This is a genomic window from Halorubrum alkaliphilum, from assembly GCF_017873815.1.
Classification (GTDB): domain Archaea; phylum Halobacteriota; class Halobacteria; order Halobacteriales; family Haloferacaceae; genus Halorubrum; species Halorubrum alkaliphilum.
Genome location: NZ_JAGGKQ010000006.1, coordinates 1 through 24,938 on the forward strand (window position 1 = coordinate 1; position 24,938 = coordinate 24,938).

Here is a 24,938-nt window from a genome sequence, read left to right on the forward strand (position 1 = left end):
CCGAAGAACTCAGCGAGGACGCTGCTGGCGGTGTCGCCGTCTTCGAGACGGCGCACCGCCAGCGTGTAGCGTTTGTTCTTCACACGCGCGTAGAGTGTGGCGTAGGCGTGGAACGCGGTGGTTCCACGCTTGGCTTCCGAGTGATAGAGGTTCTCCGTGTCGTCTTCATCACCGTAGTAGGGCCGCAGGTGGAGGTCTGCACAGACCTCCACCTGCTCAGGGAGCAGTTCGACGATATCTCGACGAAGGAGCGTGTTAGCGACTCGTTCGAGCCGTTCCGGCTCGAACTTCGTCCTGAGGTGATAGAGGATCGTGTTCGCCGATGGCGAGTCTTGACTGGAGTTGCAGAGCGTCGAGATCGAGGTCCCGTCGGCGGTTGCGCCGACGAGGACCTCGTGGATGTCCTCTGTATCGATTTCAGCGTTGTTGGCGAGGTTCAGAGTAACTTCCTCGTCAAGCTGGTTGACGAGGAAATTAAGGAGTTGGTCTTCGTGGAGTTCACTGTCTGCTTGCTGCTGGTGTTTGGTCACATTCACAGCAAGCAGACGTTCTAACTAACCGGCTTTGTGAGGTACTGAAACTCGGTTGGAGAACGTGTCTACGTGCCGGTTTCAGTTTCCGACCGCGACGACTATTCCGTATCAACAATCTCCTACAGAAGAGCGTAGCTAAAAAGGATGGGGTACATTCACTTAACCGCGCTGTAGCCACGCTTCGCCTGTTGGATACGGTGTTCGATGTCACGCGGTTCGGAGAACGTGACTGTCTCTTCACCAACCCACCTTGATAGAGCGAGAAGGCACAACTCGGTGTCATCAGTGAGCGTACTGGTATTCTGGAAGGAATCGCTTTCCGCAAGATCACCAATAGTCTCGAAACCAGCTTCCGCGAGTGCTTCGGCACTCTCCTCGTCCAAAATATCGAGATGCGATAGCGTGTTCGGTAGCGAGTCAGTGTTGATCTGGACTGTCACCTCCAACTCCGTCTCAAACGGGTCGTACTTCCGTTCTTCCGGTTCATTCAACTTTGAAAGTGCGGATTTGAAACTCTCCTGAGCCTGCCGATAGCGAATCTGTGGGAGCGTCTGTTTGCCCTGTACCTGCCCGATGATCGCCTCTCCGAATGCGCGTTCTGCGGCCGTTAGATCCGTTTCAATATCTGAACGGGTTTCTTGAAGATCTTGAAGAGCGGCCCGCTCGGATCGTACGTTGTCGATTTTGGTCTCAATCTCGCTATCATCCTCATCCTCCAGTTTTTGTTCTAGCACTTCACCATAGCGGTTAAGCGCAACCTCATACTGGTCAAACGCGGTCTCAAAAGCGCCGTCTTCTCGGGCGGCTTTAGCTTTATTAGCAGCCTCGTTTCCATCTTTGAGAAGCTGATTGTAAGATGGAACAGATGGGTTCGACTCACCCGTATCTACTGTTGAGTTTTCTTTGTCTTTCGACCCCGATGCACGCAAAGCGACGTAACCGCTCCCAAATATTGTCCCGAGAGTACCAATAATCCAAAGAGCGCCTGTATGATCCTCAACGAATGACGGTTCCGGTTGAGTTATTTCTGAAAAGTATACGGTTTCCTCGACACGATCATTATTGCTCGTAATCGTTATCGTTTCTTCACCTTCCTCATTGGATTCGGTAGTGAATGACATCGATTCAGTTGCGCTTTCACCTCCATCAAGGGAGACCTCAAACGACAGTTCTCCTATTTCCTCAGTCGTAATCTCGATAGTATCGGTGACACTTGCGGTACCCGTATTCGCTACGCTGACAGTCACTTCAAGCGGCTCCCCGATTGGTGGGTGGTCGTTAACATCCACATTGGTCACTTCGAGACGGGAGTATTCCATCTCAATTCCGTCAATTGTCGTATCTGCGTGTCTCGAGTCATCATGATGTCCTTGAGATCCAAGCCATGCTCTGGAGCCCTCACTCGATCCAGTTACGCCCCCATCAACAGCATGGACTCGATCATCGAGAGTGCCAAAGAATACGGTCCCATCAGCGACAATTGGTGATGATCTGATTGATTCACCGACCTCGTAGCGCCACTGTGTTTCTCCTGTTTCTGCATCCAACGCGTACAGAAATCCATTCTCGCCACCCTGCATTCGCTCGCTTCCAACGAACACAACTCCATCGACTATGGTTGGTGAAGACCAACTAACTACATCCTCAACACCGGTGGTCCATATTACGCTGCCATCTCGTGTGTCTAGGGCATGAACGTTCGAGCCCTGTTCAGTTTGATTCCCTATATAAACGACCCCCTCACTAACGGTCGGGGTCGAGCGGGGCCAGTGTGGAACCGAGGTTGACCACACCTCCTCACCAGAATCCGCCTCGATTGTGTATATATTACTGTCGAAATTCCCCACAAAGACGAGACCCTCATGTACCGTTGGTGATGAGGAGAATCCGTCTCCCGAAGTGGGGGTAAAACGCCACATTTCCTCTCCAGTTTCAGTATCTAAAGCGTAAAGATGATGACTGGATTCTCCAGAGTTAGTTCCGAAAATGATCGTCCCATCGCTCACCGTCGGTGCTCGTTCGATGAACTTGTCATCCTCGATCTCGAAGTGCCACAAATCCTCGTTGGTTTCGATGTCGACCGCCTGAAGACGGTTGTCGAGCACGCTGAACAATGTTGAATCGTCCACGGTGGCTCTAAGCCCTCCATCTGTCTCGCCCAAAATGTCACCGGAGTCCGCGTCCAGCGCGTAAACGCTGTCACCTTGACTGGGAACGATGACAACCCCGTCAACCACTATCAATGAGGTTCTAATCGAACCCGCGGTTTCAAATTGCCATTGTTCATCGCCCGTTGCTGTATTCACTGCGTAGACTTCGCCATCCCGATTTCCAATAAACATAGAATCATCAACCACCACCGGTGAACCTGACACTGAACTCCCTACCGGGAGATTCCAAATCTCCTGTCCGGATTCTGCTCGTACATTAGTACTGCTCTGGATGCCGGCAATGGAGACGATACTAGCTCCCACGGCACTCCGGATAACTCGCCGACGGGTTGGACTTGAGGGAGTGCTTCCGGCATCGTCTGAGCTAGGTGCTCTCATTATATTACCGTATACTATTTTCCTATTTAATATTAGCTTTTCTACAGGATTTGCCCCAGTGCTTCGGGGCTTGATCCCCAAGCAGTTCACAGAAATACAAGGCGGATGCCACGGGGCTTGACCCCGTGGAGGAAGCCGACATGAGCGCTACACGTTCAGGTATATTTATAAGACAAACCCGAGTAATGTGAAATACCGATGGAGAACCCGCCACGCCGCACCGTCATCATCAAACTCGATGTGTCGAGTGATGACGCTGAGGCTCTCCATCAGACGAAAGATCAGTTCCTCGCCTGTGCAAACCGGACGAGTGACTGGGCGTGGCGACGTGATGAATACTGCATCACGAGCAAAAACAAAGCCTGATGGCTTCGTCCTCGAATCCCAGTTCGAGCTCGTCCTGTACGCGGACCGCGTCGTACCCCTCCTGTGCTAACAGATTCGTGATGGATCGTTTGATGTTCTCGTCACAACAGAGCCTCATGCGTGCTCGGAGACGGAGTCGGGATGGTGGTGCCCTTCCCGGCTCTCTCGGAGTCGCCGTTCACGGCGGTCACGCCAGACGTCCATCGATTCGATGTGCTCGTAGTAGTAGGCGAGCGCACGGTGGATGTCGGCCATATCGAGGTCGAACTCCGCGGCGACCGTCTCGGGATCCATCCCCTCCTCGTGGACCCATTCGGCGATCTGTAGGACGCTGATCCGGTGGCCTTCGATCCGGGGCTGTCCACCCATCACGCCGTCCGTCGATACGATCTCTCCCATAGATGAGCGTATGCGGCCAGTATTGATAAACGGTTGGCACAGCGCGGAAATCGGACCACGTAGGGCCTTGCTCGAACCGATATGACGCGGGCGTTTTTCAGGATCGTCGCGTCAAGGGCTTGAAAGGCTCGTGCAGCAGGCGGCCGGAACTCCTACGTCCAGTCATCAGTGGTCCAGATGATGTATCGATCGCCGCGTTCGTCGAAACCCTTGTATAGAACGTATACATAGCAAACACTATGCCGACTATCTCCACGCGGGTTCCCGAGGACCTCGAAGCGGAACTCGAAGCCTACCTCGACGAGGAGCGCCTCGACCGGAGCACGGCGGTCAGAAAGCTCCTCTCGGAGGGACTCGAGGCGTGGCAACGGGACCGCGCGCTCGAACGCTTCGTCGACGGCGAGGTCTCACTCATACGGGCCGCCGAGCTCGCAGACCTGTCGGTCTGGGAGTTCGCGCGGCTCGTCGACGACGCGGACACCGCGTGGGTCTCAGCCGACCACCTCGAAGCCGACCTCGAGGAGCTGTGAGCTGGGTCCTCGACGCGACTCCGCTTATATACCTCGCGAAGGCGGAGCAACTCGACATCATCGAGACGCTGGACGAGCCGCGGGTCGTTCCGAAGGCGGTCCACCACGAGGTCGTGACGGCCGGCGTCGAACGCGGCTACGACGACGCCCGCCGGATCGAACGCGCCGTGGAAGCCGACCTTCTCGACATCGTTACTGTCGATCTCGACGAATCGGCGGTCGCGGATCGGCTCCAGCGCCACCCCGGGCTCAGCGACGCCGACGTGGCAGTCCTCGCCTGTGCGGACGCCCGCGACGCGGTCGCCGTGATGGACGAGTCCGCCGGGCGGTCTGCCGCCGAGGTCGAGGGCATCGAGACGCGGGGGACCGCGTACCTCGTTCTCTCGGCAGTCAAACGGGGAGCGATGACTCCCGAACGGGGACGCGAGACGATCGACGCGATGATCGACGCCGGCTGGTACGTCGCACCCGACTTATATACGAAACTCGTTCGAAAACTGGAGTCGTTCGAGTAGAACCCGCTTCATCCGGCTCCTCGCTCAGCTCCGTTCGACATCTCGGTTCGCTTCGCCGTCTTCCGCCTCCGCGTTCTCCTCGCCGTCTCGACGCAGCTCCGCGTCCGCAAACGCCTGGATCCGCGCTCGGTCCTCCGCGCTCATCTCGACCGCTCGCGCGCTCTCGATCTGCCCGTTCACGACCGCGTTCTGTTGTGGGCCCCACACCTCTGGCGGGTTGTCCTTTATATACTCAGCCCATCGGATCACCTGATCGTAGCGGGGCGGTCGCTCGGGATCGCCGTCGGCTTCGGCCGAGCCGTCCTCAGGCGTTCGTGAGTCGCTCATAGCGATCCTCGACGTCGAGTCGTTCGACCCATACTTCGAGCCGGGGGCGGGAAAGCGTTTCTCCAAAGAGGGTATAGAGGTGCGCGGCGTCCTCGAGATCGGTCCGGCTGCCGAGCGAGAGTTTATAAGCGATCTGTAGCTCTAGGGGGCCGATAGGGATCGTGTGGCCACCGACGTGTGCGTCCACCGTGTTCGCGAGAGAGGCGTCATCGAACTCGTCGCTCGGGAACTTCACTTCGAGGTGTGGCGTCATCTCGCCGTCGGGCGCGACCCAGATGTTCGTCCCGGTAGAGAGGTTTCCGTACGTCTCGGAGAGCGGCATCTCGGGACCCCAGTATCCCTCTTTTTTCAGTTCGGCGACGAGCTCGTCGATGCGTTCGGCCGAACAGCGCTCGATGAACACGTCGATGTCCTCGGTCGATCGTGACCGCCCGGCGAGGATCGCGACGTAGCCGGCGACGAAGGCGTGGTCGATATCGAGCCCGGACAGCGTTTCGGAGAAGCCGATCGCGAGTTCGTCGAGCCGGTTCGGCTCACGGTCGACGACGAGCCCGCGATCGGTGAGTTCGACGCCGGACATACGTGTCCGTCCGTGCGATGACTTATAAACTCTCCCGGGGGGACGATCCGCCGGGATCGATCGGCGGCGGACCGCGCTCACCGCCCCGGTCGACCAGTTCAGGTGGCCTTATATACTCCCCGGACGGATCCGCGGGTATGGCCGATCACTCCCACGAGCCCGACCCGGACGCACGCGTGACCGCCCCGATGCAGGAGTTCGGCACCCGTGAGGTCGCTATCGGTGCGGCCGTCACCCTGATCGGGGTCCTGTTGGCGTACGTCCTGCCGGCGCTCCTCGTCTGATTCCTTCACATCAAGCCAGAACGGTTCGTTTCAGTCCGACTGTTTCCCGCGAGCACCCGCGCTCACAACCCCGGCTCGCTATCGAGTCGCCGTCGAGGCGGCGGCTATCGGGACCGACAGTCGTCGCCAACGTCGATCATGGTGAAGTCGGTCTCGTCCGCCCCGTCGGCCGACCCGCGGGGGTACCACGCCAACGGGTGGTCGGCAATGAGGTCGATAGTGACGGGCTCGTCGAGTCCGAACTCCTCGACGTGGTTGTGGAGGCAGTGGACCGACTCGCCGGAGTCGAGTTCGACCCGGTAGATGAACGAGGGACCGACGTACTGTCTGGCGACGACGACGCCGTCGGCGACATCGGGGTTCGCGGGCGTCGCGCGCAGGTCGTCCGGACGGACGAGCACGTCCACGGGTGCGCCGTCGTACGTCGTGTCGTATCCCTCCAGCGCGGCGGCGTTGAACGTGCCGACGCCGGTCTCGACCTGTCCGTCACACAGACAGCCCTCGAGGAAGGAGGCCCGACCGAGGAAGGAGGCAACGAACTTCGACTCGGGGCGCTCGAAGACGCCCTCCGGACGACCGACTTGCTCTATCGATCCCTCGTTCATCACGGCGACGCGGTCGGAGATGGACAGCGCCTCCTCCTGGTCGTGGGTCACGGAGACTGCGGTGACGCCCGCGGCCTTCAGGATTCGACGGACCTCCTCTCGCATCTCGACGCGGAGCCGAACGTCAAGGTTCGAGAACGGCTCGTCGAGGAGGAGCACGTCGGGTTCGGGTGCGAGCGAGCGGGCAAGCGCGACCCGCTGTTTCTGTCCGCCGGAAAGCTGGTCGGGCGTCTTCTCGCCGTGGGTCGGCATATCGACCAGATCGAGCAGTTCGTCGACTCGAGCTTCGGTCGCGGTGGCGTCCTCGTCGTCGAGCCCGAACGCGATGTTCTCGCGGACAGTGAGATGTGGGAACAGCGCGAAGTTCTGGAAGACGATGCCGACGTCCCGGCGCTCGGGCGGCACGAACGAGTTCGCGTCGGCGACCCGCTCGTCCGCGAGCGTGATCGAGCCGGACGACGGTTCTTCCAGTCCCGCGATCATCCGGAGCATCGTCGTCTTCCCGCACCCGGACGGCCCGAGGAACGTGAGCAGCTCACCCGGTTGTACTTCAAGTGAGAGGTCGTCGACGGCACACTCGGGGCCGAACTCTTTGGTGACGTCAGCCAGCGTGAGGACGGGATCCATCGTGCCGTCGGTTGCGGCCACCCCTTTCGAGAGACTTCGATTTGACCCGCCCTCGTCGGAACCGATCGATGACTCGGCCGCGCTCTCGGTCGATCGTCTCGAATCCGTTCGCTGAGTGTGAGCCATGATGTCGATAGTCGAGCGCCGGGCGATCCGGCGTCTCGTCGTTGCCCGACCTTATTTTAGGAGGGCCTAAAAGCGTGTCGTTCGATCGCGCGGTCCGGGGAAGGCGATCCGGAGAGCGGGATCAGGCGAGTTCGCGGTCGATCACACCGCGAAGCTCCCGGATCGCGTCGGCGTCGACGGCGAGCGACTCGTCGCCGACGGCAAGCGAGAGCGTCCCGTCGGTCGTCACGTCGCCGAGCCGGAAGACGGGGAGGTCGTCCGCGATCTCTGCGACTGCGTCGGGGTCAGTGGTCTGTACGACGAGTCGCCCGGGAGTCTCCTCGAACGCCGCGACGTGGTCCGGAAGGGCGACGTCAGCGCCCGCCTCCTCTGAGACCAGCTCCGCGAGCGCGACCGCGAGTCCCCCATCGCTCACGTCGTGGGTGGCGAGCGTGGCGTCGTGGCGCGCGACCGCCGCGAGCGACGAAACGGTCGCGCCGGGAGCGTCGGGAAGCGACGGGAACCGGTCGGAGCCGCCGGCGGCAGCGAGGTACGCGGATCCTCCGAGGCCGTCGCTCGGGTGACCGACGAGGAGGAGTTCGGAGTCGGCCGCCGCATCGGGGTCGAGTTCGGCGGGCGGGGCGTCGTAGCCGGCACGAGTGCCGAGCAGTGCGAGCGTCGGCGTGGGCGGTATCGGCCCCTCGACGCTGTCGTTGTACAGCGAGACGTTGCCGCCGACGACGGGGGTGTCGAGCGCGCGGCAGCCGTCCGCGAGCCCGTCGACGATGGCTTTGAACCCGCCGTACACGCCGGGCTTCTCCGGGTTGCCGCCGTTGAGGCAGTCGACCGCAGCGAGCGGGACCGCCCCCTTCGCCGCGAGGTTCGTCGCGTTCTCCAGCGCGACCGCGCGGGACCCGTCGTAGGGCGCGACGCTCGTCCAGCGCGGGTTCGCGCCCGAGGAGAGCGCGAGGCCGACGCCCTCGGGGTCAGCGGCCCCAAGGTCGGCGGCGGATCCGCCGGTCGTGCCGCCGTCTACGGATTCGCCGCTCTCGCTCGTCTCCCGCATCGCGATGATCGCGGCGTCGTCTCCGGGTTTCATCGCCGTTCGGGTACCGACTTCGTGGTCGTACTGCCGATACACCCACCGTTTGCTCGCCGTGTTCGGATCCGAGACGACCGCCTCGAAGGCGTCTTCGAGGGCCGGCTCTGGGTGGTCGCGGTCGGGATCGGTCGGCGCGTCGGCCGCAAGGTCGTTCATCGGCGCGCCGTCGGCGAGGAACTCGGCATCGGCGTCGACGACGATTTCGCGGTCGGCCGACTCGTCCGCCGCGAACGTACAGACGTAGTTGCCGTCGGTCACCTCTCCGATGTCCGAGCAGCCGAGGTCGAACCGGTCCGCGAGCTCGCGAACGCGCTCGACGTTCTCGGGTGCGACCTCGTAACACATCCGTTCCTGACTCTCTGCGAGCAGGATCTCCAGCGCGTTCATGTTCGGCTCGCGCTGGTGGACGCGGTCGAGTTCGATGCGTGCGCCGAGCCCACCCTTCGCGACGAGCTCCGAGGAGGCCCCGCCCAGTCCGGCCGCACCGAGGTCGCGTGCCGACAGGACGAGGTCCTCGTCAACGAGCGCCTCGTTACACTCGATCAGCCGCTTCTCGGCGTAGGGGTCGCCCACCTGCACCGCGGGGCGGTCCTCCGTCTCTGCGTCCTCGGCGAGGTCCTCGCTCGCGAACGACGCGCCGCCGAGTCCGTCGCGGCCGGTCGCGTTGCCGACGAGCAGCAGGCGGTTTCCGGGCTCCCGGGCGGTCGCGGTGACCAGCCGCTCTTCGTTCGTGACGCCCACGCAGGCGACGTTGACGAGAGGGTTCCCTTCGTAGCCACCGTGGAAAGCGACGCTGCCGCCAACGGTGGGGACGCCGATACAGTTCCCGTAATGGGAGATCCCCTCGACGACGCCCTCGAAGAGGTATCGGGACCCCTCGCGGTCGAAGCCGCCGAAGTATAACGAGTCGAGGAGGGCGATGGGGTACGCGCCCATCGACATCGTGTCGCGGACGATGCCGCCGACGCCCGTCGCCGCGCCGTCGAACGGGTCGACGAAGGAGGGGTGGTTGTGGCTCTCGACCCCGAAGGTGACGTACTGATCGCCGTAGTCGTCCGCATCGCGCTCGGCGGGCGGGGTGTCGGCCGCGTCGGCGTCAGGGAGCGCGAGGACGGCCGCGTCGTCGCCGGGACCGACGATGACCTGCTCGCCCTCGCCGTCGAACGCCGACAGCAACGGCCGCGAGGAGCGGTATGCGCAGTGTTCGCTCCACAGGTTCTCGAACAGCGCGACCTCCGCCGGGGTCGGCTCGCGACCGAGCTCCGCGATCACGAGCTCGTGGTCCGTCTCGGACAGGCTCATTCACTTACGTGGTCATCGTTCCCGGTCTAATGCTTTTCTATACGCACGTTCGTGTACCAAACCGCGCTCGCCACCGACGGGGTGCCGGTGGATCGGACCTGTTCGGCACATTCATGCCTCGGGCTGAACTGAGTGGCAAATAATGGTACCATCTCAGTTCGAGAACGAACTCACGGTTCAGACACATACAGAGGCAGGAACGATGAACGAGTTCCACGCGGCCTATGAGGCCGCCGTCGAGGACGTTCGCGCCGAGCTCGGCGACACCCATCCACTGTGGATCGACGGCGAAGCGGTCGAGACCGACGAGACGTTCACCGTCAGAAATCCCGGCGACGCCGACCAAGTCGTCGGGGAGTTCGCCGCCGGTGACGAAACGAACGTGGACGCCGCCGTCGCGGCGGCAAGCACGGCGTTCGACGAGTGGAAAGCGACCTCGATCGAGGAACGAACCACTATCTTCCGCGATGCGGCCGACCGTATCGCCGACCGGAAGTACGAGATCGCGGCGATGATGGCGTTCGAGAACGGCAAGAACCGCAACGAGGCGATGGCAGAGGTCGACGAGGCGATCGACTTCCTCCGGTACTACAGTCACGAACTCGAGAAAAGCGACGGTTACGGCGGCGACGTGCGGGAGCCGACGCCCGGACAGCGCTGTGTGAGCGACCTCCAGCCATACGGCGTGTTCGGCATCGTTGCTCCCTTCAACTTCCCGTTCGCGATTCTCGTCGGGATGACCACCGGCGCGCTGATCACCGGCAACACGGCGGTGGTCAAACCGGCGAGCACCACTCCGCTGGTGGCGCACACGTTCTTCGACATCCTTCAGGAGGCCGGTCTTCCGGATGGCGTCGCGAACCTAGTCACTGGCGGCGGTCGCGATGTCGGCCAACCGATGATCGAACACGAGAACGTCGCCGGCTTCGCGTTCACCGGATCGCGCCGGGTCGGTCTCAAGATCCAGGAGACGTTCGACGAACTGGACAAACGAGGCCCCGTCATCGCCGAGCTCGGCGGAAAAAACCCCGTCATCGTCTCCGATGAGGCGGACATCTCGAAGGCCGTCTCCGGCGTGAAATACGGCGCGTTCTCGTTCAGCGGACAGAAGTGCTCCGCAACGTCCCGGGTGTACGTCCACGAGGACGTCGCCGAGGAGTTCACCGAGCAGCTGATCGAGGAGACCAAGGGTCTCGCTGTCGGCCAGCCCGAAACGCAGGAGACCGTCGTCTCGCCGCTGATCGACGAGGGTGCCATCGAGCGGTACGACGACATCTGTGAGTCGGCGGCTGCCGACGGGACGGTCGAATGTGGCGGCAGCCACGTCGAGCGCTCGGACCTGCCCGAAGGCCGCTACGTGGAGCCCACCGTCGTCACGGGCCTCTCACACGACCACGCGCTCGCGACCGACGAACACTTCCTCCCGTTCGTCACCGTCCACCCAGTCTCGGACCTTGACGAGGCGATCACCAAGTCCAACGACAGCGACTACGCACTGTGTGCCGGACTCTTCACCGAGGATGACGCGGAGGTCGACACCTGGTTCGACCGGATCGAGGCCGGAATGTGCTACGTAAACCGCGAGCAGAGCGCGACGACGGGCGCGCTCGTCGAGGCCCAACCGTTCGGCGGCTGGAAGTACTCGGGAACGACCGGCAAGTTCGCCGGCGGCCCCTGGTACCTCCAGCAGTTCATGCGCCAGCAGACCCGCACCGTCGTGGGCGACATCGGCGAACCCTAATCCGAAGATCGGACGGATCGCCTCAAACGGCTGTGTTGAACGGCTGTAATGCGGAGCGATTCACTGTGTGACTAGGCGTGTGATGCGTATCAGTTGTCACGTTGAGAATCGTCGTGTGAAAGATAGAGAGGGGTCGGTGATCATGGGTACCAACCTGATCGATGCGAGCCCAACTCAAAGCTGCTGTTTGTAGACAGTGAACGACTCCACCCTACTCGCTCACCGCTGACGCGGTTCGCTCCGTGAGAGGAGACGTAGCGCCTGATTCCGTTTAAAGGTCGAAAGAGGCGATACACAATCTCGCCCAAGAGCTTCAGTGAGTTGTCCAGCCACCGTCAATTGATAGATTGGTGCCGGTGATATAGGAAGCCTTCTCAGAGACGAGGAATGCTGCGGGCTCAGCGATCTCTTCTACTCGGGCAATGCGATTGATTGGCGTCTGACTGAGCACGAACTCATAGAACGAATCCGCTTCGAGTTCCGATTCCGTCATTTCGGTTTCAACAAAGCCGGGACAGATGCTGTTGACTCGCACGCCTTCCTCGGCGTAGTCAACAGCCGTCGTCCGAGTGAAATTGACGACTGCACCTTTCGCAGTCGCATACGCTGCCGTCTGTGGCCCACCGACGAGTCCAAAGACAGACGCAACGTTGAGCACCGTTCCCGATGACTCCTGAAGATATGGCATCGCCGCACGAGTCCCATATACCACGCCGTTGAGGTTAATCTCCATGAGTTTATGCCAGTCCTCAAGCGGTGTGGTTTCAACGGTACCAGTCATTCCAATACCGGCATTGTTCACGAGAATATCTAGTTCGCCGTACTCTTCGACGGTTTGTTCAACCAGCGACTCAACGGATTCATACGACGACACGTCACACTGAATAAACGAACAACCGAGTTCCTCGGCAGTCTCCTTACCCGTTTCTTCACTTCTGTTTGCGATGACAACTGACGCGCCTTGTTCGAGAAACTCTGCGGCAATGGCTTTCCCGATTCCCGCTGAACCACCGGTAACGATTGCAGTCTTTCCTGAAAGCATACCGAATTATTTCCGTATATGTCGTATGTTTCTTTCGGCTATTCGTATAAAATGAAAATTTGCCATTCAGTTGCGTGGAATCGAGTCATAAAGACACGAGCGCATATCCCCGTTTTTGGGAGGTCAAGCGGACATGGCCTACATCACCACCGACGACGCCACGGCTGGGGTTTCCACCGTTCTATGCCGGGACCGCTGGCCACGTTTCGAGCGAGACTGTCGAGAGCTACAGCCAACAGCACAAGAAGGATGGCTCGTGACCGAGCCCACGAAGACAGTCGAGCTCAAACTGGAGGAGCTGAACGGATACGGACGGAGGAAGCTCCGTGAGTTCGTCACGGTTTGCGTTTTCCAGCGGCACCCGGGCTGTACTCCCCTGACTCTGTATCTACACGGACCAGTCAACGGAACGTGCGCTGTGGCACGAAATCTAGGTTGGTCTCTTGGGCCTCATATCTCGTTTAAGTACGGATCGGCGTCGAGTCCGCCTTCGGTAGTCGGATCTCGAACACCGATCCGGTGGGGTCGTTGCCCGAAACGCTGATCTCACCGCCGAAGTTGGTGACCAGCGTTCGCGTGAGATACAGCCCCATTCCGGTTCCGGAGCTGGCGATGCCCTTGTGGTGATCCCCGAAGATCGACTCCTCGTGACTCTCCGGAATCTCCGGCCCGTTGTCCGCGATCGTGACGACGACGTCCGGTTCGTCGACGACGACGGAGACGGTCACGCGCGGCTCCCGCTTGTCGTTGTGCTGTACCGCGTTGTTCAGGAGGTTCCGAAACACCGACGAGAGCATGTCGTTGGCAGTGACCTCGACGGCGGGCACGTCACCACGAACGACGAACACCGCGTCCGGGAACATCTCGGCAGAGATGGGGACTGCCGACCTACTTATACCACAGCGCGTCGAACGTATCAAACGAGCAGCCATATGACCGAACGATCGCGCCGCGAGAGGGAGCTACGGCGGTACGAGACGATCCTTGACTCCCTCGAGGACGCCGTGTACGCCATCGATCCCGACGGCCGGATCGCCTACGTCAACGAGCGATACGCCGAAATGAAGGGTGTCGATCGCGAAACGCTGGTCGGCACGGACATCTACGACTGGGTTACCGACGAGACGGCGGCGAAAGCGACGCGGGCTCGCGAGGCGCTCGCGAACGACGACCGTGACGTGGGAACCGTCGAGTACGACTTCCTCACTGCGGACGGGGAGACGTTCCCGGTCGAAATGCGGTTCGCGCAGGTGTCGGCGAACGGCGACACGCTCGACCGCGTCGGCGTCATCCGAGACGTCACCGAGCGGCAGCAGCGTGAGGACGCCCTCCGCCGAAAGAACGAGCGCCTCGACGAGTTCGCGAGCATCGTGTCTCACGACCTCCGGAACCCGCTGAACGTCGCCGAGGGTCGACTCGATCTCCTCCAGGACGACCTCGCCGACGCGGACGTCCCTCCGGCGCTCTCGGAGCACGTCGCGGAGATCGAACACGCCCACGAACGGATGCGGGTGCTCATCGAGGACCTTCTCACGCTGGCGCGGACGGGCGACGTGGTCGAGGAGACCGAGTCGGTCGACATCGGCGCGCTCGCCGAGGACGCGTGGCGAAACGTGGCGACGGCCGAGGCGTCGCTACGGGTCGCGACCGATCGGAGCGTTCGTGCGGACCGCGGTCGACTGGAGCGGCTTCTGGAGAACCTGTTCCGGAACGCGATCGAACACGCCGGCGAGGACGTTGCCGTCACCGTCGGATGGCTCCCGAACCGCGAGGGGTTTTTCGTCGGCGACGACGGGCCGGGAATTCCCGCGGACGAACGCGAGGCGGTGTTCGAGAGCGGCTACTCCACGACGACCGACGGAACGGGGTTCGGATTGCGCATCGTCGAGCGGATCGCCGACGGTCACGGCTGGGCAGTGAACGTGACCGACGGCGACCGCGACAGCAACGCCACCGGCGCACGCTTCGAGTTCACCGGCGTCGAGACGTGCGACTCGTAGCGAGGTACTGCGAGTCCATACCGCCGCAACCACCGTATCGACGACGGGAAACAGTAGCTCGTCGCTTACACACCGTCCACGAACCCGTTCGCAGTGAGCACAGCCGGGGCTCCGGACGTGTTCATCACCGATCCACACTCACCCGTCTATAGACGGACAGCGTGTTGTGTATACGTATATATCACAACGTGGTCGAGAAATGAAAGCTTAAATATCTCGTTTCGAACTCGTTCGTATGCCAAACGATCAGCGGTCGGCGGAGACTATCAACGAACGGCGACGGCGTCTGCTCACGGGGGCGGCGGGTGGGCTGACCGTCGGCGCGCTCGGGCTCGGCGGGGCCGGAAGCGCGGCCGCCACCGACGAGGACACGCTGACTATCGTCCACGACACGCACTTCCACGGGCGGTTCGAGGACGCCGACGACCCCGAAAAGGAGGTCGCACGGTACCAGACGCTCGTCGACGAGATCCGTGAGGAGTACCCCAACGCGCTCTATCTCGGCAACGGTGACGACCTCGCGCCTTCGGTTCTCGGACTGGAGTTCGAGGGTGCACACATGATCGAGGCGATGAACGAGATGGACATCGACGTCGTCGGCGCCGGTAACCACGAGTTCGACTTCGGCGTCGAGACCGCCGAGGAGCGCTTCGAGGAGTCGGCGTTCCCGTGGGTGATTGCCAACCTGCTCACGCCCGACGACGAACCGGTTCCGGGCGCGGAGCGCTGGACGACCGTCGAAACCGAGGACCACACCGTCGGCGTGTTCGGGATGGGAACGAGCGGGTTCCACGACATCACCGACTATCCGGACGACTGGCAGGTCCTCGGCTACGAGGAGGCCGCACGGGACGCGGTGGAGGCGTTAGAGGAGGACACGGACTTCATCGTCTGTGCCTCACACGCCCCCTCCAGCGCGCATTCGACGATCGCCGCTGTCGACGGCGTCGACGCGGTCGTCGGCTCCCACTCCGGGATCGTCTTCGACGAGCCGGACGAGAGCGAGAACGGCGTCGTCTCGGAGTTCGGCGACGAGTTCGACCACCTCGGCCGGCTGACCTTCGAGGTCGACGACGCGGCGCTGACCGACTGGGAGCGACTGGACCTGTACGACTCGGAGGCCCTCGACGAGGACGAGTTCCCCGAAGAGACCGATCACCACACTCCGGTCGACGTACGGGATGTCGAGCGCGACGACGAACTCGCGGCGATCGCCGACGAGTATCTCGACGAGCTGGAGGAGCGACTGGGGGAGTCGATAGTCGACAGCGAGATCGAACTGGACGCTACCTTCGCCAACTACGAGGCCGAGACGAGTTGGGGCAACCTGATGACCGATGTCATGCGCGAGGTCGACCGGATCGTCGACGTGGACCGTGAGATCGAGGTGGCGGTCCAGAACGCGGGCGGCATTCGGTCAGACGCCACCTACGGCCCCGGCGAGATCACCGGTAGCGACGTGATGGACATCCTCCCGTTCCCCAACGAGATCGAGGTGTGGGAGGTCGACGGGTCGACCATCCGGAACTACCTGCTGTGGGCGACCCGAGCGATGCCGGACGACTTCGGTGCCCAGCCCGCGATCCAAGTATCGGGACTCTCCTACGAGTGGAACGGCCACGACGACGGCTGGGAGGAAGGGGACGACGGCTACCCTGAGGGCGACGTGTACGAGGTCTTTGTCGGGGACGAACCGCTTGACGAGGACGAGACGTATCTGCTCGCAACCAACGACTTCGAGGCGGATCGCAGTCCCATCGCGGAGGAGGGCGAACTCGTCGTCGAGTCCGGACAGTTCCAGGGGCCCTTCACGATGGACTACCTCGAGGAGGAGGTGGACACGGTCGCGCCCGAGGTGGGCCACCGGATCGTCCGCGTGGACGAGGACGTAGGCGAGGCGGACCTCGCCGCCGACGGCAGCGTCACGGCGACGTTCCCGGTTCCGGAGGGTGCGGCGGAAGTCGTCGACGACGGCTTCCGTGCCGTCTCGCGGACGCAGGCGGTCGCCGAGGCGACGAGCGTCGAGGTCGACGGTGACGAGGTCGCCGTCACGTTCGACGCCGACGAACTGCTCGCGCTCGCGGAGGTCGACGACCCGCACGTCCGTCTGTACGGCCACTTCGATCCCGACGAGACCTATTACGGCTACGAGGACGGCGGCGAGCTGATCGACCTCCCGGCGAATCCGAGCTACGAGTTCCACAAGCTGAAGACGTCCGTCTCGGACGAGGAACTTGACGCCGTCATCGCCGCGCTCGACGACGAGGACGACGGCGACGCTGATGATGACGGCGACGCTGACGATGACGGCGACGCTGATGACGACGGCGACGAGGACGACGGCGACGCTGACGACGGCGACGCTGACGACGACGGCGACGCTGACGACGGCGACGCTGACGGCGAGACGGGAGACGTCGAGGACGACGTCCCCGGGTTCGGTCCCGCAGCCGGGGCTGCTGGCGTCACCGGCGCGGCGTATCTCTACAGCAAGTACGGCGCTGACGACGGTGATGAGCCGGTTGACGGCTAATACGGGCTCAAACGGCGAGCGATCCGGGATCGGCCAGCACGCAACCGGCCACGATCGAGCACCGTCGACGGGCCCGCGCCATGTCCCGCCGACGCGCTCTTTAGTGTGAGACGCCAACTGACGACCACGACACGAATGAACCTCCCGGATCCCGACTCCGTCCCGCGCCGCGAGTTCTGCAAGGCCGCCGTCGCGCTCGGCGGTACCGCCGGCCTGAGCGCCTGCCTCGGCGTCGGCGACGACCGCGACAATCCCGGCGAAACCGCAGCCCTGAGCGGCGTCCCCGCCGGCGATCCGGAGTCGGTTCCGGAGCGCCAGCACGCGTGGAACGACGTGCTCGAACGCGACGAGAGCGGGAACGTCGTCGCACCGACACACCACGTCCTCCGGTACTGCTCGGTCTCGGACGACCTCGCGGCCGCCATCGACGACGGCGACGCGGGGGCGGTCGACGACGCCCGGGAGCGGTTCGCGGACGCGCTGAGCGATATCGAGCGTGGCTTCGAGTGGTCCAACGAGGGGCTGTTGTTCACGGTCGGCTACGCACCGGCGTACTTCGAGCGGTTCGACGGGAGAAGCGAGGGGCCGGCGGGGGTAGACCTCCCCGAGCCGACGGCGCTCACGTCGATGGAAGACCCGGGGTTCGACACCGCGGACGTGCTCGTCCATCTCGCGAGCGACACTCCCGAAGCGGTGCTCGCGGCCGAGGAGGCACTGTTCGGCGGGGCGGACGCCGCGAACGGCGAGCCGGTGACCGACGTGACGGACCTGTTCGACCCGGTCGACCGCCGGACCGGCTTTCTCGGGCCGGGGCTTCCACGGGAACACCGGGACGCACAGGGCGTTCCGGACGACGCGCCGATCCCGGAGGAGGCTCCGCTGTTCATGGGGTTCAAAAACGGCTTCGCCGGGTCGCAGGCGACGGAGGACCGGGTGACGATAACGGACGGACCGTTCGCCGGCGGGACGACCGAGCACGTCTCGAAGCTACAAACGCAGCTGAACGCGTGGTGGAACCAAGAGAACCACCACCAGCGCGTCGCGAAGCTGTTCAGCCCGACCCATGCGGCGGAGGAGCGGGTCGGCGAGTGGGGTGAGAAACTCGGCTCGAACCCGGCCGTGGCCGACCTGCCGGAGGACGCGATCGAGTTCGCCCGCGAGGAGGGCGTCGTCGGCCACGCACAGAAGGCTGCGCGAGCGCGCGACGAGGACGGGACGCCGCCGCTCCTCCGTCGCGACTTCCCGACGACGGACGGCGACCATACCGGACTCCATTTTCTCACCCTACAGGAATCGATAGCCGACTTCGTTCGCGTCCGCGAAGCGATGACCGGGAGCGATCTCGCCGACGAGAGCGGCGTCGGGTCCCGACTGAACAACGGGATCCTCCAGTACGTGTTCGTCCGACGGCGGGGGAACTACCTTGTCCCGCCGCGGACGCATCGATCGCTTCCCGAACCGGATCCCTGAGAACGACGACACCACTCATGACGAATCAACGCACCGACGACGACGGAACCGATACGTCCCCGAACGACCGAACCGATACGTCCCCAAACAACCGAACCGATGCCGATCCACGCGGGATGGTCGAAGGCGGACCCATGAGCCGGCGGACGATCCTCGGCGGCGTCGCTCTCGGAACCGCTGCCCTCGCCGGCTGTGCGGACGAGGACGGTGATCCGGAGGACGACGGCGGCGACGCTGACGACGACGGCGATGACGACGCCACCGGAGAGGACGAGTCCGACGAGGGCGGGGCCCCTGCGCTTCCCTCGGTCGACGATCCGCCGGACGCGACGTATATTCCGACCCACTTCGAGGCGATGCGTCACCTCGACCCGATCGAGGCGGGCGAGTTCGAGGTGGAGCCGATGGTGACGTACCCCCATCGGTTCTGGAACGTGACGGGCCGCGAGGTCGAGGCGGCGGAACCGAGCGGGAGCGACGACGTCCACCTCATGGTGGCCGTCCGCGATCCGGAAACGGGAGCGGTCCTGCCGGCCGAAACGGGGCTGGAGCTGAACGTCGGACTGGAGGGCGAGTCGAAGACGCCACACGCCCCGTGGCCGATGATCTCTCAGGAGATGGGGTTTCACGTCGGCGACAACGTCCCGCTCGGCGAGGACGGAACCTACGAGATCGAGGTCCGGGTCGGGAGCATCGACGCCCGCCTCACGGGAGAGTTCGCCGGTCGGTTCGACGAGGCCGGCCGCGGATCGTTCACGTTCGAGTTCGACGGGGAGTTCCGCGACGAGGTCGTCGGCGGGATCCACTACCTGGACGAGGAACACTGGGGGAGACACGGCGCGCTCGCGAACCACATGGCCGGAAGCCACGGCGACCACGGGGATGGCGAACACGGCGAACACGGCGACGACGACCACGGAGGTCACGGCGACGACGACCACGGAGGTCACGGCGACGACGACCACGGAGGTCACGGCGACGACGACCACGGAGGTCACGGCGATGACGACCACGGCCACGGGGACGCCCACGATCACCGCGGGGAGGAGCGGTGGTCGGTCGGCGAGGGACACCACCGGTTCGGCACGTACCGCCGGGGACCTGACGAGGGCGAGGTCCCGCTCCCGGACGACCTGCCGGGGAGCCTCCTCGGGGAGCCGGCCCTCGCGGATGCGGTGTATCCCGCAACGGTACTCGACCGCGGATCCCGGTTCGTCGACGACGACGCGTTCTATCTTGCGGTGTCGCCGCGGACGCCGTACAACCGCCTGATGCTCCCGATGATGGCGCTCGACTACGCCGTCGAACGCGACGGCGAGGTCGTCGCCGAGGGGTCGCTCCGGGACACCCTCGATCACGAGGTCGGCTATCACTACGGAACGGCTCTTGACGAGCTCGAAACGGGCGACGAGCTGTCGGTGACCGTCGAGACGATCCCAAACGTCTCCAGACACGCCGGCTACGAGACGGCGTTCAACGAGCCAGGCACGGTCTCGTACACGATCGAACTCCCATGACCGACCGGGGCGGAGGCAGTCGTGAGAGCGGGTCCGCCGAGGAGGGGCGGCGAGTTCGGCTCGCGTCGGCTCTCGCCCTGTTCGCGCTGCTCGCCGCCGTCTTCGGGATCGCGCTGGGTGCGGGCGGCGCGTCGGCCGGCGACAACACCGCCGTGGTCGGGTTCGAGCCCGACGAGGCGTCGGTCGAACCCGGCGACACCGTCGACGTGGACGTGACGCTCCGAAGCCACGGGGATCCCTTCGGTAGCGGGATCGCGGACGTCGAGCTCCACCTCGACTATCCGACCGAGTACCTCTCCGTGACTCGTATCGAGCCCGGTAGCTGGTTCGAGAACGCGCCGGACGGCGATCGGATCGGCGAGGGACAGTCGGACACGGAGGTCCGCGAGCGGATCGTGTACGCCGACGAGAACGGTGCGGCGCTGTTCGAACAGTCACTCGCCACCCCCGAGTTCGGCGTCATCGGGGCGGCGACCGTCGCTCGGGTGACCGTCGAGGTGAGCGAGGACGCCGACGCGGCGAGCGCGCAGCTCACGGCCGAACGAGCAGGCGTATACCCGACCCGCAGCCGGGAATCACAGGAGATCGCTGTGCTGCCCGCCGAGTTCCACGTCGACGGCGGCGGCGACGTCGTCGAACCGGCGTTCGTGGACGACCCCTTCGCCGACGTCGACGAGGAGGAAGCGAACGAGGGGGTAGATGAGGGATCCGATAGCAACGAGGGGGCGAGCGCGACCGACGAGGCGGACGGCGGATCGGGCGACGCCAACGGAGCGACGGACGACCCGACCGCAGCGGAGGCGGCCGGAGACGAAGCCGATGACGACGTGCCCGCGCCGCTCGGCGCGGTCGTTCTCGGCGTTCTGTTGGCGGCGTTCGGGCTCCGCCGTCGAGCGGGAGAGTAAGGATCGGCCGCCGATCGCGGGGGCTCAGAACCGATCGCTTCGCCCGGCAGCAGCCCACGGATCGGTCGGGGCTCCCTCCGGGACCCGCCCGCGACGCCCCCGAACCGACTCCAGCCGGCCGGCGAACGCCCACCGCGTGCCGGTCCATTCGGGCTCGTCCTCCGACGCCGCCGCGGCGGCCGCGGCCGCCTCCCGGTCACGGAGGTGGGCGGCGACGGCGACGACGATGGCGGCCGCCTCGTCGTCGGCCGCGTCGTCCGGGAGGTCGAGGTCGGTGGGATCGAGATCGGGAGGATCGATCCCGGATGCGGCCGGGGACGAGTCCACCGCTTCGGGCTCCGTCGCCTCCGGTTCCGGTGTATCCGCTCCCATCTCAGATCGGGATGTTACCGTGTTTCTTATCGGGTTTGTCCGAACGTTTCCCCTTCAGCATCGTCAGGTCGTCGATGAGGCGAGCCCGGGTCTCGGCCGGCTCGATGACGTCGTCGATGAACCCGCGGTCCGCGGCGGTGTAGGGGTTCGCGAACTCGTCGCGGTACTCGTCGATGAGCTCCTGTCGGCGGGCGTCGGGATCGGCGGCCTCGGCCAACTCCTCGCGGTAGAGGACGTTCACCGCCCCTTTCGGCCCCATCACAGCGATCTCGGCGGTCGGCCACGCGTAGTTCACGTCGCCGCCGATGTGTTTCGACGACATCACGCAGTAGGCACCGCCGTACGCCTTTCGGGTGATGACGGTGAGGAGCGGGACGGTCGCCTCCGAGAACGCGTACAGCAGCTTCGCGCCGTGGCGGATGATCCCGCCGTGCTCTTGGTCCGTGCCGGGCATGAAGCCGGGCACGTCCTCGAAGGTGAGAATGGGGATATTAAAGGCGTCACAGAAGCGGACGAACCGCGCGCCCTTCTGGCTCGACTCGATGTCGAGCGTGCCCGCGTTCACCCGGGGGTTGTTGGCGACGACACCGATCGAGTGGCCGTCGAGCCGTCCGAAGCCGACGACGACGTTCTTCGCGAAGTTCTCTTGCACCTCGAAGAAGGACCCCTCGTCGACGACGCCCTCGATCACCGCGTGCATGTCGTACGGCTTGCGGGGCGCGTTCGGGACGATGTCGGCGAGATCGTCGTCCTCCCGGTCGGGGTCGTCCCACGGTTCGACGCGCGGGGGATCCTCCACGTTGTTCGCGGGGAGATACGAGAGTAAGCGGGCGATGTTATCCAGCGCCGCCTCCTCGCTCTCCTCGGCGAAGTGCGCGACGCCGGAGGTCGACGTGTGGGTAACCGCACCGCCGAGTTCCTCGAAGCTCACCTCCTCGCCGGTGACCGTCTCGATGACGTCCGGCCCGGTGATGAACATGTGCGAGGTGTCCTTGACCATGAACGTGAAGTCCGTGATCGCCGGGGAGTACACCGCGCCGCCAGCACAGGGGCCCATGATCGCCGAGATCTGTGGGATCACGCCGGAGGCCTCCGTGTTGCGCCGGAAGATCTCCGCGAAGCCGCCGAGGGCCCCGACGCCCTCCTGAATGCGTGCGCCGGCGGAGTCGTTGAGGCCGACGACGGGCGCGCCCACGTCCATCGCCTTATCCATCACCTTACACACCTTCTCGGCGAACACCTCGCCCAGCGAGCCGCCGAAAACGGTGAAGTCGTGGGCGAAGACGAACGTCTTGCGGCCGTTCACCTCGCCGTAGCCGGTGACGACGCCGTCGCCCGGGATCTGCTGTTCCTCCATCCCGAACGTGTGGTTCCGATGGGTGCGGAACCGGTCGAACTCGTGGAACGTCCCGTCGTCGAGGAAGTAATCGATGCGCTCGCGCGCGGTCATCTTCCCCTTCTCGTGTTGGGACTCGATCCGGTCCTCGCCACCGCCCTTCGCGGCCCGTTCGCGGCGTTCCCGAAGGTCCTCGATGCGGTCCTCCATCGTCACGCCGGACCACCCTGAATCATTGTTCGGTGGATCGGAAAGCGCGGTCAAAAGGGTTCCCCTATACGACGTTACTGGATTCGACGATCGTCGAACTCCGCCGGTACCGCTGCGTGCCGCGCTCCGTCACACTCGATCCCCGTCCGTTACCCGTAGAGCCCCTGTCCCCGGTTGACACGGACAAGGTGGGTTCGACGCTTTTAAACGGCTGATGGACCACTCTCCGATGAGACAGGCTTCGCCTGTTTCACTGACCCGTAGGAGCGACCTGCGTACTACGGAGGTGAAAATGGCAGACACAATACAAGAGGCCGTAACCCTCGCACTCGATGACGCCCCCGAGCGGAACTTCCGCGAGACGGTGGACATCGCGATCAACCTGCGAGACCTCGACCTCAACGATCCGTCGAATCGAGTCGACGAGTCTATCGTGCTGCCGGCTGGAACCGGACAGGAGACACGCATCGTCGTCTTCGCGGAGGGCGAAACCGCCGTCCGCGCCGCCGAAGTGGCGGACGACGTTCTCGACAGCGACGACCTCGAGGACCTCGGAGACGACGACGACCGCGCAAAGGATTTGGCCGACGACACCGACTTCTTCGTCGCCGAAGCCAATCTGATGCAGGACATCGGTCGGTACCTCGGTACCGTCCTCGGTCCGCGCGGGAAGATGCCGACCCCACTACAGCCGGACGATGACATCGTCGAGACAGTTAATCGGATGAAGAACACGGTGCAGCTCCGATCTCGTGATCGGCGTACCTTCCACACGCGCGTCGGCGCGGAGGACATGGGTGCCGACGACATCTCGGACAACATCGACGTCATCATCCGCCGTCTCGAGGCCGACCTCGAGAAGGGCCCGCTCAACATCGACGGGATCTACGTGAAGACCACGATGGGTCCCGCGAAGGAGGTGCCCGTATGAGCTCCGTTCGAAAGACCGAGACGATCCCGCAGTGGAAGCAGGACGAAGTCGACGAACTCGTGGAGTTCGTCGAGTCGTTCAACTCCGTCGGGATCGTCGGCGTCGCGGGCATTCCGAGCCGACAGCTCCAGGCCATGCGCCGCGAGCTACACGGCTCCGCGGACGTCCGGATGAGCCGCAACACGCTCACCGTCCGCGCGCTCGAAGCGGTGAACGAGGGCGTCGAAGAGCTGACCCAGTACGTCGAGGGGCAGGTGGCGCTCATCGGCACCAACGACAACCCCTTCGGCCTCTTCAAGCAGCTGGAAGCCTCGAAAACCCCCGCCCCGATCAACGCGGGCGAGGTGGCCCCGAACGACGTCGTCATCCCCGAGGGTGACACCGGCGTCGACCCGGGTCCGTTCGTCGGCGAGCTCCAGACGGTCGGCGCGGCCGCGCGCATCATGGACGGCTCGATCAAAGTCACCGAGGACTCGGCCGTCCTCGACGAGGGCGAGGTCGTCGACGAGGACCTCGCGAACGTCCTGGCCGAGCTCGGCATCGAGCCGAAGGAAGTCGGGCTCGACCTGAAGGGCGTCTACTCCGACGGCGTCCTGTTCGAGCCGGACGAGCTCGCGATCGACGTCGACGAGTACCGCGCGGACGTCCAGTCCGCCGCGGCCGCCGCGCGCAACCTCTCGGTCAACGCCGCCTACCCGACGGCCGCCACCGCCGGCACCCTTCTCGCGAAGGCGTCCGGCGAGGCGAAGTCGGTCGGGCTGTTCGCCGAGATCGAGAGCCCGGACGTCGTGCCCGACCTCATCGGGAAGGCCGACGCCCAGCTCCGCTCGCTCGCGGCACAGATCGACGACGAGGAGGCGCTTCCCGAGGAGCTACAGGGCGTCGAAGCCGCTCCGGCTCCGGAGACGGACGACGCCGACGAGGACGAACAGACCGACGAAGATACTGCGGACACGGACGACGCTGGGGCGGCCGACGACGACGCCGACGATGACGACGGCGACGACGGCGGCGACGGTCTCGGCGCGATGTTCGGATAACACTACGAGGACACACC

General features: G+C 64.0%; 22 protein-coding genes and 3 pseudogenes. 13 read left to right on the forward strand and 12 right to left on the reverse strand.

The features are described from left to right. Both J2751_RS05690 and J2751_RS05695 read right to left on the reverse strand, forming a co-directional pair. A pseudogene (locus tag J2751_RS05690) lies at positions 1 to 530 on the reverse strand (ISH3 family transposase); the annotation flags it as partial. A 158-nt stretch (positions 531 to 688) separates the two neighbouring features. After that, a complete protein-coding gene (locus tag J2751_RS05695; protein ID WP_209484035.1) occupies positions 689 to 3,007 on the reverse strand; it encodes an outer membrane protein assembly factor BamB family protein in 2,319 nt (772 codons plus the stop codon). A gap of 273 nt (positions 3,008 to 3,280) precedes the next feature. Between J2751_RS05695 and J2751_RS15505 the strand changes: the two are divergent. After that, positions 3,281 to 3,445 (forward strand): annotated as a pseudogene (locus J2751_RS15505) (RNA-guided endonuclease InsQ/TnpB family protein); the annotation flags it as partial. Here the strand turns inward: J2751_RS15505 and J2751_RS05700 are convergent. After that, positions 3,426 to 3,566: a DUF5615 family PIN-like protein gene (locus J2751_RS05700; protein WP_209484037.1), complete on the reverse strand. Its 141-nt coding sequence runs from the start codon at positions 3,564 to 3,566 to the stop codon at positions 3,426 to 3,428. The pseudogene J2751_RS15505 and the gene J2751_RS05700 overlap by 20 nt on opposite strands. Then, complete coding sequence (locus J2751_RS05705) at positions 3,563 to 3,847, reverse strand: DUF433 domain-containing protein (protein ID WP_209484039.1); 285 nt, start codon at positions 3,845 to 3,847, stop codon at positions 3,563 to 3,565. The genes J2751_RS05700 and J2751_RS05705 overlap by 4 nt, the downstream gene beginning before the upstream one ends. A gap of 239 nt (positions 3,848 to 4,086) precedes the next feature. Here J2751_RS05705 and J2751_RS05710 point away from each other — a divergent pair, with 239 nt between their 5' ends. Both J2751_RS05710 and J2751_RS05715 read left to right on the forward strand, forming a co-directional pair. After that, positions 4,087 to 4,377 (forward strand): UPF0175 family protein, encoded by a 291-nt coding sequence (locus J2751_RS05710; RefSeq protein ID WP_209484040.1) that lies wholly within the window; start codon positions 4,087 to 4,089, stop codon positions 4,375 to 4,377. Then, positions 4,374 to 4,892 carry a DUF3368 domain-containing protein gene (locus J2751_RS05715; RefSeq protein ID WP_209484042.1) on the forward strand — a complete coding sequence of 173 codons (519 nt, stop codon included), beginning with the start codon at positions 4,374 to 4,376 and terminating at the stop codon, positions 4,890 to 4,892. The genes J2751_RS05710 and J2751_RS05715 overlap by 4 nt, the downstream gene beginning before the upstream one ends. A gap of 24 nt (positions 4,893 to 4,916) precedes the next feature. Here J2751_RS05715 and J2751_RS05720 read toward each other — a convergent pair whose 3' ends face one another. Both J2751_RS05720 and J2751_RS05725 read right to left on the reverse strand, forming a co-directional pair. After that, positions 4,917 to 5,219 carry a hypothetical protein gene (locus tag J2751_RS05720; protein ID WP_209484044.1) on the reverse strand — a complete coding sequence of 101 codons (303 nt, stop codon included), beginning with the start codon at positions 5,217 to 5,219 and terminating at the stop codon, positions 4,917 to 4,919. Further along, a complete protein-coding gene (locus tag J2751_RS05725; protein WP_209484046.1) occupies positions 5,197 to 5,799 on the reverse strand; it encodes a hypothetical protein in 603 nt (200 codons plus the stop codon). The genes J2751_RS05720 and J2751_RS05725 overlap by 23 nt, the downstream gene beginning before the upstream one ends. A 137-nt stretch (positions 5,800 to 5,936) precedes the next feature. Here J2751_RS05725 and J2751_RS05730 point away from each other — a divergent pair, with 137 nt between their 5' ends. Continuing rightward, on the forward strand, positions 5,937 to 6,083 hold the full coding sequence (locus J2751_RS05730) for a DUF7550 family protein (protein ID WP_209484048.1): 147 nt from the start codon (positions 5,937 to 5,939) through the stop codon (positions 6,081 to 6,083). A gap of 104 nt (positions 6,084 to 6,187) precedes the next feature. On the opposite strand, the gene J2751_RS05735 is transcribed toward J2751_RS05730, so the two are convergent. Together J2751_RS05735 and purL are read right to left on the reverse strand one after the other, a co-directional pair. Continuing rightward, complete coding sequence (locus J2751_RS05735) at positions 6,188 to 7,441, reverse strand: ABC transporter ATP-binding protein (RefSeq protein ID WP_209484050.1); 1,254 nt, start codon at positions 7,439 to 7,441, stop codon at positions 6,188 to 6,190. Between the two features lie 121 nt (positions 7,442 to 7,562). Continuing rightward, positions 7,563 to 9,824, reverse strand: coding sequence for a phosphoribosylformylglycinamidine synthase subunit PurL (gene purL / locus J2751_RS05740; RefSeq protein ID WP_209484052.1), 2,262 nt, complete (start codon positions 9,822 to 9,824; stop codon positions 7,563 to 7,565). Between the two features lie 142 nt (positions 9,825 to 9,966). Here purL and J2751_RS05745 point away from each other — a divergent pair, with 142 nt between their 5' ends. Further along, positions 9,967 to 11,565: an aldehyde dehydrogenase family protein gene (locus J2751_RS05745; protein WP_209484054.1), complete on the forward strand. Its 1,599-nt coding sequence runs from the start codon at positions 9,967 to 9,969 to the stop codon at positions 11,563 to 11,565. A gap of 313 nt (positions 11,566 to 11,878) precedes the next feature. Here the strand turns inward: J2751_RS05745 and J2751_RS05750 are convergent, their stop codons facing one another. After that, entirely contained in the window at positions 11,879 to 12,607 is a 729-nt protein-coding gene (locus tag J2751_RS05750; protein ID WP_209484056.1) for an SDR family NAD(P)-dependent oxidoreductase, read from the reverse strand. A 179-nt stretch (positions 12,608 to 12,786) separates the two neighbouring features. On the opposite strand from J2751_RS05750, the pseudogene J2751_RS05755 reads away from it, so the two are divergent. Beyond that, a pseudogene (locus tag J2751_RS05755) lies at positions 12,787 to 12,867 on the forward strand (IS200/IS605 family transposase); the annotation flags it as partial. A 201-nt stretch (positions 12,868 to 13,068) separates the two neighbouring features. Here the strand turns inward: J2751_RS05755 and J2751_RS05760 are convergent. Further along, on the reverse strand, positions 13,069 to 13,470 hold the full coding sequence (locus tag J2751_RS05760; protein WP_209484058.1) for a sensor histidine kinase: 402 nt from the start codon (positions 13,468 to 13,470) through the stop codon (positions 13,069 to 13,071). 69 nt (positions 13,471 to 13,539) lie between these two features. Here J2751_RS05760 and J2751_RS05765 point away from each other — a divergent pair, with 69 nt between their 5' ends. The 5 genes from J2751_RS05765 to J2751_RS05785 all read left to right on the forward strand — a co-directional run bounded on the left by J2751_RS05765 (position 13,540) and on the right by J2751_RS05785 (position 21,032). Next, positions 13,540 to 14,607, forward strand: a complete 1,068-nt coding sequence (locus J2751_RS05765; protein ID WP_209484060.1) for a PAS domain S-box protein — start codon at positions 13,540 to 13,542, stop codon at positions 14,605 to 14,607. Between the two features lie 235 nt (positions 14,608 to 14,842). Then, positions 14,843 to 17,140, forward strand: coding sequence for a bifunctional metallophosphatase/5'-nucleotidase (locus J2751_RS05770; RefSeq protein WP_209484062.1), 2,298 nt, complete (start codon positions 14,843 to 14,845; stop codon positions 17,138 to 17,140). A gap of 135 nt (positions 17,141 to 17,275) precedes the next feature. Then, positions 17,276 to 18,610, forward strand: a complete 1,335-nt coding sequence (locus J2751_RS05775; RefSeq protein WP_209484064.1) for a DUF7405 family protein — start codon at positions 17,276 to 17,278, stop codon at positions 18,608 to 18,610. Positions 18,611 to 18,627: 17 nt separating this feature from the next. Continuing rightward, the gene (locus tag J2751_RS05780; RefSeq protein WP_209484066.1) at positions 18,628 to 20,127 is read left to right on the forward strand and encodes a DUF7350 domain-containing protein; all 1,500 of its coding nucleotides are present in this window, start codon (positions 18,628 to 18,630) and stop codon (positions 20,125 to 20,127) included. Continuing rightward, entirely contained in the window at positions 20,124 to 21,032 is a 909-nt protein-coding gene (locus J2751_RS05785; RefSeq protein ID WP_209484067.1) for a cellulosome anchor protein, read from the forward strand. The genes J2751_RS05780 and J2751_RS05785 overlap by 4 nt, the downstream gene beginning before the upstream one ends. 24 nt (positions 21,033 to 21,056) lie before the next feature. On the opposite strand, the gene J2751_RS05790 is transcribed toward J2751_RS05785, so the two are convergent. Together J2751_RS05790 and J2751_RS05795 are read right to left on the reverse strand one after the other, a co-directional pair. Beyond that, on the reverse strand, positions 21,057 to 21,404 hold the full coding sequence (locus J2751_RS05790; protein WP_245202643.1) for a hypothetical protein: 348 nt from the start codon (positions 21,402 to 21,404) through the stop codon (positions 21,057 to 21,059). Between the two features lies 1 nt (position 21,405). Further along, positions 21,406 to 22,950, reverse strand: a complete 1,545-nt coding sequence (locus tag J2751_RS05795; RefSeq protein WP_209484069.1) for an acyl-CoA carboxylase subunit beta — start codon at positions 22,948 to 22,950, stop codon at positions 21,406 to 21,408. Positions 22,951 to 23,242: 292 nt separating this feature from the next. Between J2751_RS05795 and J2751_RS05800 the strand changes: the two genes are divergently transcribed. Both J2751_RS05800 and J2751_RS05805 read left to right on the forward strand, forming a co-directional pair. After that, positions 23,243 to 23,881: a 50S ribosomal protein L1 gene (locus J2751_RS05800; protein ID WP_209484071.1), complete on the forward strand. Its 639-nt coding sequence runs from the start codon at positions 23,243 to 23,245 to the stop codon at positions 23,879 to 23,881. After that, positions 23,878 to 24,921, forward strand: coding sequence for a 50S ribosomal protein L10 (locus J2751_RS05805; protein ID WP_209484073.1), 1,044 nt, complete (start codon positions 23,878 to 23,880; stop codon positions 24,919 to 24,921). The genes J2751_RS05800 and J2751_RS05805 overlap by 4 nt, the downstream gene beginning before the upstream one ends. The last annotated feature ends 17 nt before the right edge of the window (positions 24,922 to 24,938 follow it).